The organism is Arsenicicoccus sp. UBA6765 (assembly GCF_002453335.1).
Lineage (GTDB): Bacteria > Actinomycetota > Actinomycetes > Actinomycetales > Dermatophilaceae > Arsenicicoccus > Arsenicicoccus bolidensis.
The window spans coordinates 1,089-14,291 of sequence record NZ_DKGR01000053.1; the positions used below are offsets into that span (position 1 = coordinate 1,089).

General features: G+C 71.9%; 8 protein-coding genes. 4 read left to right on the top strand and 4 right to left on the bottom strand.

Features of this window, described 5'->3' with window-relative positions; genetic code table 11:
• From B4K29_RS14065 to hrpA, 3 genes are all read left to right on the top strand, one after another.
• A partial coding sequence (locus B4K29_RS14065) for a DUF6541 family protein (RefSeq protein WP_349680254.1) occupies positions 1-556 on the top strand: 556 nt, incomplete at its 5' end.
• 49 nt (positions 557-605) lie between these two features.
• Positions 606-953 carry a DUF2249 domain-containing protein gene (locus B4K29_RS14070; RefSeq protein ID WP_029212269.1) on the top strand — a complete coding sequence of 116 codons (348 nt, stop codon included), beginning with the start codon at positions 606-608 and terminating at the stop codon, positions 951-953.
• A 20-nt stretch (positions 954-973) separates the two neighbouring features.
• The gene (gene hrpA / locus B4K29_RS14075) at positions 974-4,987 is read left to right on the top strand and encodes an ATP-dependent RNA helicase HrpA (RefSeq protein ID WP_414632606.1); all 4,014 of its coding nucleotides are present in this window, start codon (positions 974-976) and stop codon (positions 4,985-4,987) included.
• An 80-nt stretch (positions 4,988-5,067) separates the two neighbouring features.
• On the opposite strand, the gene B4K29_RS14080 is transcribed toward hrpA, so the two are convergent.
• Positions 5,068-5,298: an HNH endonuclease gene (locus B4K29_RS14080; protein WP_019287163.1), complete on the bottom strand. Its 231-nt coding sequence runs from the start codon at positions 5,296-5,298 to the stop codon at positions 5,068-5,070.
• Positions 5,298-6,149: a DUF222 domain-containing protein gene (locus tag B4K29_RS14085; protein ID WP_349680257.1), complete on the bottom strand. Its 852-nt coding sequence runs from the start codon at positions 6,147-6,149 to the stop codon at positions 5,298-5,300. Before B4K29_RS14085 ends, B4K29_RS14080 begins: the two co-directional genes overlap by 1 nt.
• Positions 6,150-6,899: 750 nt before the next feature.
• On the opposite strand from B4K29_RS14085, the gene B4K29_RS14090 reads away from it, so the two are divergent.
• Positions 6,900-9,293, top strand: coding sequence for a glycoside hydrolase family 3 N-terminal domain-containing protein (locus B4K29_RS14090; RefSeq protein ID WP_286967791.1), 2,394 nt, complete (start codon positions 6,900-6,902; stop codon positions 9,291-9,293).
• A gap of 36 nt (positions 9,294-9,329) precedes the next feature.
• Here the strand turns inward: B4K29_RS14090 and B4K29_RS14095 are convergent, their stop codons facing one another.
• Entirely contained in the window at positions 9,330-12,083 is a 2,754-nt protein-coding gene (locus B4K29_RS14095; protein ID WP_286967793.1) for a multicopper oxidase domain-containing protein, read from the bottom strand.
• Entirely contained in the window at positions 12,080-13,183 is a 1,104-nt protein-coding gene (locus tag B4K29_RS14100; RefSeq protein ID WP_286967795.1) for a hypothetical protein, read from the bottom strand. Before B4K29_RS14100 ends, B4K29_RS14095 begins: the two co-directional genes overlap by 4 nt.
• Positions 13,184-13,203 lie beyond the last annotated feature (20 nt).

A 13,203-nucleotide genomic window follows, 5' to 3' on the forward strand; every position in this document is an offset into this window, starting at 1 on the left:
CCTGGGGGAGCGGCTCGTGCCCGCCCGCCCGCTCGTCGGCCGCGCTGCCCTCGCCGTCGTCGTCGGTCTGGCGATCACGGCCGGGATCCCCTCGGGGGCAGCCTCGTCCGAGCGCCTGGTGAGCCACAACTACGGTGACCAGCAGTGGTGGCGGACCGTGGTGTCCGAGCGTGAGGCGGCGCTCTACGAGCAAGTTCTGGGGGTGCGGCCGGACGGCCTGGCGGTGGCCGGCGACCCCTTCGGCGGTGGGCAGTGGGCGGGCGTGCTCAGCGGGCACCCGAGCGTCTTCACCCACTTCGGCGGGGTCCTCGGCGGCGACTACGACCTGCTGCGCCGGCACCTTCGTGAGATGACGCCGCAGGTGTGCCAGGCGGTGCGTGACCTGCACGTGGGCTATGTCGTCGAGGACACGGACCGGGTGTGGGACAACGACCCCCGCTATCCGCTGTATGCCGGGCTGCGCGGCCTCGCGGGGATCGGCGGGCTCGAGCCGATCGGTCAGGACGGGACGGTGACGGTCTATCGGATCACGGGGTGCGGTGCAGCCTCCTTTTAATCACGGTATATGGTGGGTTTAATCATCCCATTGTGCTGAGGAGACCCCTATGTCCGAGTCATCGTGCGGCTGCGGCTGCGGCCACGACGAGCCCACCACCGGCGCCTCTGGTGCTGCGACGGCCACCGCGGCGCCAGCGCGCTCGCTGCCCGTGGTCCCGGTCGAGGGGCTCCCGGAGCTCGACGCGACCGTGGTGCCGCACGCCATCCGGCACGGCGTGATCTTCGGCGGGCTCGAGTCGCTGGCCCCCGGCAACGGCCTGATCCTCGTGGCCCCGCACGACCCGCTGCCGCTGCTGGCCCAGGTCGAGCAGCGTTGGCCCGAGCGCTTCTCCGTGGACTACGTGCAGCGCGGGCCGCAGGTGTGGCGGCTGCGGTTCGTCCGCGTCGCCGCCTGATCCCCCTCGCTGGGTGGGGGATGCGGCGGCGGGCAACCGGTTTGCACCGCCCACCTATCCTGGAGAGCGTGCCTGACGAGTCCTCCCGCCCCAGCGACCAGCGACGCCGCGGGCGTCCGCCGGGGCGCCGACCGCGGGGCCGACGGGACGCCGACGCCCGCACGCCCGAGGAGCGCGAGGCCGCCCGGGCGCGGGGTCAGGAGCGCGAGGCCCGGCGTCGAGCGCTCGTCCCCGAGATCACCTATCCCGAGCAGCTGCCCGTCGTCGCCCGCAAGGACGACATCGCCGCCGCGATCCGCGACCACCAGGTGGTCGTCATCGCGGGCGAGACGGGGTCCGGCAAGACCACCCAGATCCCCAAGATCTGCCTGGAGCTGGGCCGCGGCATCCACGGCCTGATCGGCCACACCCAGCCGCGGCGCATCGCCGCCCGGTCCGTGGCCGAGCGCATCGCCGAGGAGCTGGGGCACCCGATCACGGGGGAGCGGACGGCCGACGAGGAGCGGCCCGTGGGCTACCAGGTGCGCTTCGGCGACCACTCGACCCGCGACACGCTCGTCAAGGTCATGACCGACGGCATCCTCCTCGCGGAGCTGCAGCGCGACCGGGACCTGCGCCGCTACGACACGATCATCATCGACGAGGCGCACGAGCGGTCGCTCAACATCGACTTCATCCTCGGCTACCTCAAGCAGCTGCTGCCGCGGCGCCCGGACCTCAAGGTGATCATCACCTCGGCGACCATCGACCCCGAGCGGTTCGCGGAGCACTTCGCCTCCGCCGCAGGCGAACCCGCGCCGATCATCGAGGTGTCCGGTCGCACCTACCCGGTCGAGGTCCGCTACCGCCCCCTCGAGCGACTCTCTCCCGCAGGGGATCTGCTCGAGACGGTCGACCAGGTCACCGGGATCGTGGACGCCGTCGAGGAGCTGTGGACCGAGGCCGGGTCCGGCGACGGCTCGGACCAGGACGTCCTCGTCTTCTGCTCCGGGGAGCGCGAGATCCGTGACGCCGCCGACGCGCTCGAGGGGCTGGGCCTTCCGGGGACGGAGATTCTCCCGCTCTACGCCCGGCTGTCGAGCGCCGAGCAGCACCGCGTCTTCTCGCGGCACACCGGACGTCGCGTCGTGCTCGCGACCAACGTGGCCGAGACCTCGCTGACGGTCCCGGGGATCCGCTACGTCGTCGACACCGGCGTCGCCCGCATCTCGCGCTACAGCCAGCGCACCAAGGTCCAGCGCCTGCCGATCGAGCCCATCTCGCAGGCCTCGGCGGCGCAGCGCGCCGGCCGCTGCGGACGCGTCTCCGACGGCATCTGCATCCGGCTCTACTCCGAGGAGGACTTCGACGCCAGAGCGGAGTTCACCGACCCGGAGATCCTGCGCACCAACCTCGCGTCGGTCATCCTGCAGATGATCTCCCTGGGGCTCGGCGACGTTGCGCGGTTCCCGTTCGTCGACCCGCCGGACTCGCGGCAGGTGACGGACGGGCTCAACCTGCTCCTCGAGATCGGCGCGATCGACGCCGCCTCCGCGGGACGCGACGCCGGGCGAGGCAGGGGGCTGACGGCATACGGCCGGTCCATCGCGGCCCTGCCCGTCGACCCGCGCCTGGCCCGCATGATCCTCGAGGCCAACGAGAACGGCTGTCTCGCAGAGGTGCTCGTCATCACGGCAGCCCTGTCGATCCAGGACCCGCGCGAGCGGCCCGTCGACAAGCAGGCCCAGGCCGACCAGCAGCACGCGAGGTTCAAGGACGAGCACAGCGACTTCATCACCTGGCTCAACCTGTGGAACTACCTCCGCGAGCAGCAGAAGGCGTTGAGCGGCAGCGCCTTTCGTCGGATGTGCAAGCAGGAGTACCTGCACTACCTGCGCATCCGCGAGTGGCAGGACCTGCACCTGCAGCTCAAGCAGGCGTGCAAGGCACTCCACCTCGAGCCCAACAAGAGCCCCGGGACGCCCGACGCGATCCACCAGGCGATGCTGTCAGGGCTGCTGTCCCACATCGGACTTCGCGATCCCGAGCGACGCGAGTACGCCGGTGCCCGCGGTGCCCGTTTCGCCATCCAGCCCGGATCGGTGCTCCAGCGGCAGCAGCCGGACTGGGTCATGTCGGCCGAGCTCGTCGAGACCACCCGGCTGTGGGCGCGCACCAACGCGCGCATCGACCCGGCCTGGGCGGAGCGTCTCGGCTCGCACCTGGTCAAGCGGACGTATGCCGAACCCCACTGGGAGCGAAAGCGATCCGGAGCGGTCGCCCTGGAGCGCGTCACGCTCTACGGCATACCGCTCGTCGCGGGGCGCAAGGCCAGCCTCGGTCGCGTCGACCCGGTGCTGGCGCGCGAGCTGTTCATCCGGCACGCGCTCGTGGAGGGGGACTGGGACACCCGCCACCACTTCTTCCACGACAACCGGCGCCTGCTCAAGGAGGTCGCCGAGCTGGAGGAGCGCGCCCGGCGCCGCGACATCCTGGTCGACGACGACGAGCTGTTCGCGTTCTACGACGCCCGCATCCCCGAGTCCGTCGTGTCCGGGCGGCACTTCGACGCGTGGTGGAAGTCGGAGCGGCACGAGACGCCGGACCTGCTGACCTTCACCGAGGACGTGGTCGTCGCCGAGGGCGCCGACACGTCCGTCAGCGCCGACTACCCGCAGACCTGGCGTCAGGGCGAGCTGGAGCTGCGGCTGACCTACCAGTTCGAGCCGGGCGCGGACGCCGACGGTGTCACCTGCCACATCCCCGTCGAGGTCCTCAACCAGGTGCGCGACGAGGGCTTCGACTGGCTCGTGCCCGGGATGCGCGAGGAGCTGGCGACCGCCCTGATCAAGTCCTTGCCCAAGGCCACCCGCAAGCACTTCGTGCCCGCGCCGGACCACGCGAGAACCGCTCTGGCCCAGGCGGATCCGGCGTCGGGGCAGGACCTGGTCGACGAGCTCGCCGCCGCCCTGCGCAGCCGCACGGGGTTCGGCATACGGCCCGACGAGTGGGACTGGAGCAAGGTCCCGGACCACCTGCGCATGACCTTCCGCGTCGAGGACGCCCGGGGCAAGGCGCTCGGCGAGTCCAAGGAGCTGGAGGCGCTGCGGCGCCAGCTCGCCCCCACGGTCCGCCAGACCATGGCGTCCGCCGCGTCCTCGATCGAGCGAACCGGCCTGACCACGTGGGACTTCGGGGCGCTGCCGGCGACCTTCGAGCAGCGCGTCAAGGGCGGTCGGACGCTGCACGGCTATCCCGCCCTCGTCGACCGCGGCACCTCGGTGTCGGTGCAGGTGCTCGCCACCGAGCACGAGGCGGAGGTCGCGTCACGACTCGGCCTGCGGCGGCTCCTGCTGCTCGACATCACGCCGCCGTGGAAGCGGGTCCTCGCCGTCCTCACCAACCAGCAGAAGATCGCCCTCGGCCACAACCCGCACGGATCCGTCCCCGCCCTGCTCGACGACTGCCTCGCGGCGACCATCGACTCGATCGTCGCCGAGACACCCTCCCTGACGACCGGTGCCGCGGGGATCGTGCGGGACCAGGAGCAGTATGCCGAGGTGCTGCGCCGGGTCCGCCAGCTCGTGTCCGCCCGCGTCATCGAGATCATCGAGCAGGTGGAGCCCATCCTCGTCGCGGCCCGTGAGGCCCGGCTGGCGCTGGACCGCCTCTCGCCGGCCGCGCGCGCCATGAAGGACGACATGACCCGCCAGCTCGAGGCGCTGATCCATCCTGGGTTCGTCGCCGAGACGGGTCGGGCGCGCCTGCGGCACCTGCAGCGCTACGTCCGCGCGATCGTCATACGGGCGCAGAAGGGGCCGGACGACCTGCGCCGGGACGACGAGCGGCAGGCCGTGGTGGCGACCGTGGAGCGGGAGCACGCCGACTTCCTCAAGAGCCTCAAGCCTGCGCGCGTCGACGCCCCGGACGTCGTCGAGATCCGGTGGATGATCGAGGAGCTGCGGGTGTCGCTCTTCGCCCAGTCGCTGGGGACGGCGCACCCGGTGAGCGAGCAGCGGATCTACAAGGCGATGGACGCGGCCGAGGCCCGCTGAGCGCGCCTCTGCCCGACCCTCGGGCAGGCGAGAGCCGGGTGCTGGCGGGCTGATGTCGGACCGCGGGAACGAGGCTGGGCTCAGGCGACGGCCTCGTCGGGCTCGGGCGGTGGCGCCGGTCTCCATCCGAACCCGACGCGCATGACGTGCCACCTCACCCTGCGCCCTCCCCTCGGGGCGGTGCTGTCGACGTGACCGGTGATGTGGTGCTGGTGGATGAACCGGTGGTGCGGGCCGCACAGCGAGGCCAGGTTGTCGAGGTTGGTCTCCCCGCCGTCGGCCCAGTGGACTATGTGGTGGGGGAGGTTCATCAGGCCGCTCGGTGCAGCCGCGTCGGCCCTACCATCCGCGGCTCGTCCCTCGCCGCTCCCGCCAGGCCCACCACGACCCGACACGGCTGCACCGAGCTGCCGGAGCTGGTCCGTCGCCGATGGCAGCTGGGTGGCAACGTGATGGTCGCGCAGCACGAGAGCAGACGCGCGGTGGCGGGCATCAGGCGGGTGCCGCGCTCGTCGGATCCGGCGGTGGCGCCCTCGCCGGTGGCGTGGGTCAGCGACTCGATCGGCAGGATGAGGTTGACGCGGGCGTCCGTGCCCGTGGGACCCGTCGTGCCCATCCGGGCGACCAGCTGCGCGGCCTGGACGAGGGCGTCGGCGCGGCGCTGTCCGGGGGTGCGCAGGTCCGGCATGCCGTCGGACTGGGGGAGGGGAGCACCGAGCGCGTTGAAGAGGGCGTCGAGCACGACCTTGTCGGGCGTGTCGTGGGTCGCCTCGAACCGCCAGGTGCCGTCGGGCAGCTCGTGCCAACCGGTGACGCCCCGGCGGGTGGCCTTGTCGAGCTCGTGGTCCTCGTCGCGGGCTGTGCCGAAGCGCGCGAGCATCTCGGTGCGGAACCGCCGGAGGCTGCTGCGGTTGAACCCCACCTGGGCGAGCTCGATGACGGCGTCGACGATGTCGGGGTGCATGGCCGGGTCGGTGGTGAGGCGCAGGTCGTCGAAGGTCCTCGCGGCAGTGGTCGCGTCGCCTGGGCTGACCTCGCCCGACGCCATCGCGTCGCGGAGCGGAGCCAGCTCGCGCCGGCGCGTCTCGCGCACGGCGCGCGCGATCGTGTTGCGCTCGACCTCGGGGGTGGCCGCCTCGTGGTCGAGGAGCCACTGCGCGATGTTCCCGACCCCGACGTGACCAGGAGCCCGCGAGCCTCGGCCTCCATCGTTGTGGCGGTGAGCAGCCCACGCGCGAGAGCCGTCACCTGCGAGGCCTCGCGGGCCAGGTCCCCGAGGTCCGCCTCCTGGACGAAGGCCAGGCCCTCACCGAGCGTGCGCAGCGCGGTGAGGGCCTCGGTGAGGACCCCTCTCGCGGTGACGACATCGGTGAAGTTCATGGCTCTATTCTATCGAGAGGGCGCCCGCCAAGAAAGGGAAGTCACCTGGATGCAGAAAATCTCACCGAGGGTCTAGAAGAATGACGGATGATGGCGCCGTGACGCATTTCCTGGAGCTGTTGGTCTTTGGTGGGTGTCAGCGCTGGAACCTCCGGCGAACTGCTCTGACCGCGTCCTTCAAAGACGCACGGGCCAAGGGATGCGGGTCTCGGCGCCGATTTGGCAGCAAGGTTCTGAACGATGGCCGATAGGTATTTCTAAGAATGCCAGGTGAATCGTTCTTGTGGTAGCTGGGTCACGTCCGGGGTGACGACGTTGGCGGGGATCGATCATGACGCCAGCCAAGACCACAAAGATTGTTTTGCAAACACTCCTTTGCATGGCCGTATGGCGCCCTGAACGGCCTAACCGTTTCCGTCCCGTTGCCGGGTGAGATGGCCGATGCCAGGATCTCTGCTACTCACCGCATCCAGGCCGGGAGCCGGGTCGCACCGGAGCGACCAGCACCGGGCCGCGGCACGAAGGAGCACCGATGCGCACCACCCCCCTCCTGGCCACGACGCTCGCGGGTGCCCTGGCGCTCGGCGGCGCCGCCGCCACGGCCGGCACCGCTCACGCGGACCCGGCCCTGCCCACCCCCACCGAGCGCACCGTCACCGACGGCCGGACGACGTTCACCCAGGTGACCAACCCCGCCGGCGGCGCCGTCCTCAGCTATGTCCCGGGCGGCAGCGTGAAGCTGCTGCGGGTCACGACGGACGAGGCCGTCCTGGCGTTCAAGGACATGAACGCCAACGGCAGGCTGGACGTGTGGGAGGACTGGCGCCGCTCCACGAACGAGCGAGCCAAGGCCCTCGCCCAGGAGCTCACCATCCCGCAGGTCGCCGGGCTCATGCTCTTCAGCTCCCACGAGCGCAACGCCGCCGCCGGGCTGACCGACCCCCAGCGCACGTACCTCGGCGTGGACCACCTGCGCAACGTCCTCAACGCCAGCTCCAACGACGTCAAGGCGACCGTCACCTGGGTCAACCAGGTGCAGGCCTACGCCGAGACCCGGGCCAGGAGCGGCCTGCCCTACGTTCCGGTCAACTTCTCCTCGGATCCCCGCTCCACGGCGGCCAACGACTCGGCATACAACGCGGCGGGCAGCGACATCTCCCGCTGGCCGTCCAACCTGGGCCTGGCGGCGACCTTCTCCCGCAAGACGATGCTGGACTTCGCGAGCACCTCTTCCGAGGAGTACCGCGCCATGGGCATCACGACCGCCCTCGGGCCGCAGATCGACCTCGCGACCGAGCCCCGCTGGCTGCGCGTCGACGGCACCTTCGGCGAGAACGCCGCGCTCGCGTCGACCATGGCCAAGGCCTACGTCGAGGGCTCGCAGAACACCTACGACCTCTACGGCCACCCGACAGGCTGGGGCGAGGACTCGATCAACACGATGATCAAGCACTGGCCGGGGGACGGGGCCGGCGAGGCGGGTCGTGAGTCGCACCTCAACGCCGGCAAGTATGCCGTCTACCCCGGCAACAACTGGGCCGAGCACCTCAAGCCCTTCCAGGCGGCGAGCGACGCGACGGCCGTGATGAGCAGCTACTCGATCGCCATCGCCAAGGACGGCTCGCCCCTGACGGGCAACCGGGTGGGCTCGGCCTACGACAAGGTCAAGATCGACCTGGCCCGCAACGCCGGCTACGACGGCGTCATCTGCACCGACTGGGGCGTCACCCGCGGCTACACCGACCCGAACTCGCCGTTCGGCATGGCCTGGGGCATGGAGAAGGCCTCGGTCAACGAGCGGCACTACGCCGTGCTGCGCGCGGGGCTGGACATGTTCGGCGGCAACAACGACACGGTCCCCGTCCTCGCTGCGCACGCCATGTGGCAGAAGGACTTCGAGGCCGGCAAGGTCCCGGTCAGCGCGGACGTGCGGTTCCGGCAGTCGGGGGAGCGGATCCTGCGGATGCTCTTCGCCCCCGGCCTGTTCGAGAACCCCTACCTCGACCTGTCGAGGTCGCAGGCCACGGTCGCGAGCAAGGACAAGCAGATGCGCGGCATCGCGGCCCAGCTCGACTCCGTCGTCATGCTCAAGAACGCCCGCCGCACGGTCAAGAAGTCGTCGCTGGCGTCCTTCAAGAACAAGACGGTCTACATCCCCAGCACCATCGCCCACGGCTTCCCGAGCGTGTTCTCGCAGGCCACGACCGACGTGGTCGGGCCGACCATGGACGTCGACACCGCCAAGCGCTACTTCAAGAAGGTCCTGACCGACACCCCGGTGCTGGACGCATCCGGCAAGGTCGTGGACTACCGGCTGCCCGACCTGTCGTCCGTGGACCTGGTCCTCGCCGGCCTGCGCGGCCCGGACAACGGCGACAACTTCACCGGCGCCGGCATGAACAAGGACGGCAGCTTCTACCCGCTGTCCCTGCAGTGGCGTCCCTACACCGCGGCGGGCCCGCACGTGCGCCGCACCTCCATCGCCGGTGACCTGCGCGAGGACGGCACGCAGGAGAACCGCTCGTACTACGGCGCCACGTCCAAGATCGGCAACGAGCGCGACCTCACCGCCGTGCTGCGGGCCGCGGACGCCGTCCGGGCGGTCGAGCGGCGGACGGGCCGCCACATCCCGATCATCGCGAGCGTCAAGGCCAAGACGAGCTTCATCCCCGCGGAGTTCGAGCGCCGGGTCGACGCCATCCTCGTGGGCTACTCCGTCAGCGACCAGGCGCTGATCGAGACGGCGCTCGGCCAGCACGAGCCGCGGGGCCGCCTGCCCATGACCAGCCCCAAGGACATGGACGCGGTCGAGGCCCAGCTGGAGGACGTCGGCGAGGACATGACCCCCTACCGCGACTCGATGGGCAACACCTACTCCTTCGGCTTCGGCCTCGGGTGGAAGGGCGTGATCGACCGCCGTCGCTGAGCAGGCGCCGAGCAGGAGCCCACGCGCACGGGATCGTCAGCGGACCTCGACGATCCCGTGCGCGCCGCTCTCGGCGCGGCTCATCATGTGGTTGACGAAGGGGTAGTGCCCGGCCTCGGGGAAGGTCATCTCGACGAACCCGCCCTGCGCGGCGCCGAGGTCGAGGGCCTGGGACCCGCCGGGCGCGTCCGGCTCGCCCGGTGCGGCGCGCAGCAACCACGCGCCCTCCTTGAACGCCCGGTCGAACTGCGCGCCGACGACGTGGAAGGTCGTCGGCTCGTCCGGACCCACGTCGAGCACCCAGAACCGCACCCGCTCACCGACCTTCGCCGTGAGGGGGCGGGCGTCATACTGCCCGCTGGTGCCGTTGAAGACGACGGCGTCGGGCTGGTGGGCGGCGATCTTGGCGGCGTCCGCGGGCTCGCTGCCCGCCCCGAGGTAGAGCTCGGACTGGACGACGAGGTACTCCTTGTCGACCCTGGGCAGGCCGGGCGGGTCGATGATCACCGCGCCCGCCATGCCGGCGGCGATGTGCACCGACATGGGCATCGTGGAGCAGTGGTACATCCAGATGCCGGAGCGTGTCGCCGTGAACCGGTAGACGAGGCGCTCCCCGGGCTGGATCGTGCGCATCGGCCCGTCCGGGGCCAGGGCCCCGGCGTGGAAGTCGATGGAGTGGCCGATCGTGCCCTCGTTGACCAGGGTGATCTCGAACCGGTCGCCGACCTTGCCTCGTATGGCGGGGCCGGGCGCCTGACCGTTGAACGTCCACATGCGCCGGGTGACGCCAGGCCCGACCGGCAGGTCGACGTCCTGGGCGCGCAAGGTGATCCGGTGGAGCGTGGCTGCGGGCGCGGGCGGGAGGGTCGCGTCCCGGGCCGTGAAGTCGGCGGGGAAGGTGCCGTGGAGGTCGACCTTGGGGCTGGCCGCGCCACCGGCCGCGTGACCGCCGTGGCCACCCCCGGCGAGCGCTCCCGCCACGCCGGGCGCGGCGGCCACGTCGTCGCCGCCGGTCGTGCGGACGTGAAAGACCATGCCCATCTGCCGGTGCCCGACGATCGAGCACCAGCCCTCGACGGACCGGCCGACGACGCCCACGTCCATCCTGGCGCTCTGCCCGCGCGCGAGGCGCCCGGACTGCTCGCCGGTCTCGAGGGTGAGGTCGTGCACGTCGGCGTCGGTGTTGGTGACGGTGATGACGAGCCGGTCGCCGGGGTTCACCGTCACGGTGTCCGGGGTGAAGCGCATCCCCTGGGCCGTGACGGTGGCGTCGACGGTCCGCCCGGTGGGGGTCACGCCGCCCGCGGCGTCGCTGCGGAAGACGGCGGCGGGGTCCATGGCGACACCTCCGGCCACGGCCAGCAGCACCGCCGCGAGCCCGGCGACGAGGCCGCCGAGGGGACGACCGCGCTCACGCTCGTGGCTCGGCGTCGGCGCTCCGTCGGCGCGCCGCTCGGGGAGCGGCAGGGCGCGGGTGAGCTCGGGGTGGGTGCGCAGGCGGTGGGCCACGACGGCGGCCCGGACGAGCAGCGGCGGCGTGAAGCAGAGCGCCACGAGCACGAGCACCGAGGCGGTGACCCGCACCAGGCTCGGGACGGGCAGCAGGCAGACCAGCAGGCCGAGCGAGGTCACCGTCACCCGCCAGGCGCCGAAACGCTGGGTGATGGAGGTGGTGTGCCGCACCGCGGCCGGGCCCCCGCCGAGCATGACCGGCAGGAGATAGGACAGGGCGCCGAACAGCACCTGTGCCACGAACCCGACGGCGAACGAGGACACCACCAGCCCGAGGTCGTCGTGCACGCGCGCCACCCGCGGCGTGCGGACCACGAGCCACACGAGCTGGCCGAGCGCGACGAGCAGCCACACCATCCCCGCGCCCACCGACCAGGTCGAGAACTGCCACGGCGGCTTGCGGACGGCCGTCCGCACCAGGGGGATCAGCAGGGTGACGGTGCCGGCGGCATACAGGACGAGTCCGGCCGCGACCACCCAGGTGAGCCCGAGGACCGACCCGGCGACCGTCACGACGATCGCGCCCAGCAGGATCGGCAGCACGGCCGCGAAGGTGCGCTCCGAGCCCTCCTCGAGGCGGGTCCGCAGCATGGTGGGCCACAGCGTGACCAGCGTGCCGAGGATGGTCAGACCGACGAACCCCAGCAGGTTGAGGGCCAGGTGCGCAAGGACCAGCCGGGACTGCCACTCGTCCGAGCGACCCGCGGCCATGAACGCCCCGAGGGCCGCCCCGACCGGGAGGAGCAGGCACGCGGCGGTGTAGTAGGTGATCGTGCGGCGGAAGCGGTTGGACAGGGAGCGACGGGCTCGGATGCCGAGCGCGACGCCGTGCCAGGCGAGGACGCCACCCACGACGACGGCACCGGCGACGGTCGTCCGCAGCTGGCCGCCGACCACGCCCGCGCTCACCCCGACGACGCCCACGTTGAGCAGGATCTGGCGCACGACCTGGTGCTGGGTCTCGGTGGCGGACGCGGGGCGCCGCACGAGCGCACCCGTGAAGTGCCAGGTCCACGTGACGATGGCGTTGCTGACGGCACCGAGCAGCAGGAAGTGGACGAGCATCCACCGCGAGCCGGGCACGAACCGGTGCACCACCGAGACGACGGCCGCCGCCACGAGCCAGGCCAGGACCGGCAGGAAGGACCGGACGTGCCAGCGGGCGCGGTCCGAGAAGCCCTGGGGGCCGGGGCCGTTCGTCGGGGTGCCCGGGGTGCCCGGGGTGCCCGGGGTCTGCGGGGTCTCCGGGCGGCTGCCGCCGGGCGTGAGCAGGCTCATGACGAGGTCCTCCGTGGAGCGGTGACGACCAGCGCGACCGCGCCGGCGAGAAAGAGCAGGACGGCGGCGACGTTGCCCACGCCCCCGCCGGCGCGTAGCGCCTGGTGACCGAGCAGGTCGCCGCCGACGACGCGGACGAGCAGGGTGAGGTGCAGCAGCCCGGCTCCGACGTAGAGCAGGGGGTTGTAGGGCAGGGGGCGCCGCAGGACGGCGGGGAGGATGACCGGGGCGTGGGCCATGATCATCGACATCGTGAAGCCAAGGAAGGCCGCGTGGACGACGGCGTCGTAGGCCGGGCCCTCGGTGATCGCGCCGTGGACGACCCACAGCGCGCCGGTCACCGCGAGCCAGGCGTAACCCGCCAGCAGGCACACCGCGACGTAGCGGGGGAGGCCGGAGCCGCGGACCGTGCGTCGGGCGACGTCCTGGCGGACGAGCCAGACGCCCAGCGCCAGGACGGTCACCCCGACGAGGCGGTGGCCGGGTCCGGGGGCGAGGAGCGCGGTGGCGGCGCTGACGGCATACAGCAGGGAGATGGTCACGAGCTGGGCCGGCACGCGGGGCTGCAGCATGGCGAGGCGGGCCAGCTCGAGGCGCTCGCCGGCGATGGTCAGGACGACGAAGCCGACGAGCCAGGTGAGGGACAGGGAGACGGGGGCTCCCGCGAGGAGCAGCATCGCGGCCCCGGCGGCGAGGACCGCCCCGAGCGCCTGGACGGCCACCGACGGGTCGTGGGACCGCGCGTGGAGGGGGACGTAGACCGCGCTCAGCGCGAGGGTGCCGGCGAGCAGCAGCGCCGTCCCGACGTCCCGAGGGACGGGGGTGAGCAGGGCGAGCGCCCCGAGGCCGAGCAGGACCGGAGCGGCGAGTCCCCAGGTGCGTCGCAGGGCCACCGCCCGCTCGAGGGCGATGACCGTACCGACGAACCCCAGGACCATGAGGTGACCGTGCACGGACGGCAGCCGCTCGGAGCCGACGGGAGCCGGGACCCGCAGGAGGATCAGGGCCGCGTCGAGGCCCGCGAGCAGCGCCAGCCCGGCGGGGAGCAGGAGCGGCAGCCGGGGGACGCGTAGCGCGGCTGCCTCCTGCGGATTTATCACAGGTCGAAGTGTAGTAAATC

Excerpts from the sequence above, each read along its gene's own strand:
- B4K29_RS14080 (WP_019287163.1), bottom strand. The coding sequence starts at position 5,298 with ATGAACCTCCCCCACCACATAGTCCACTGGGCCGACGGCGGGGAGACC.
- B4K29_RS14070 (WP_029212269.1), top strand. The coding sequence starts at position 606 with ATGTCCGAGTCATCGTGCGGCTGCGGCTGCGGCCACGACGAGCCCACC.
- B4K29_RS14095 (WP_286967793.1), bottom strand. The coding sequence starts at position 12,083 with ATGAGCCTGCTCACGCCCGGCGGCAGCCGCCCGGAGACCCCGCAGACC.
- hrpA (WP_414632606.1), top strand. The coding sequence starts at position 974 with ATGCGGCGGCGGGCAACCGGTTTGCACCGCCCACCTATCCTGGAGAGC.
- B4K29_RS14090 (WP_286967791.1), top strand. The coding sequence starts at position 6,900 with ATGCGCACCACCCCCCTCCTGGCCACGACGCTCGCGGGTGCCCTGGCG.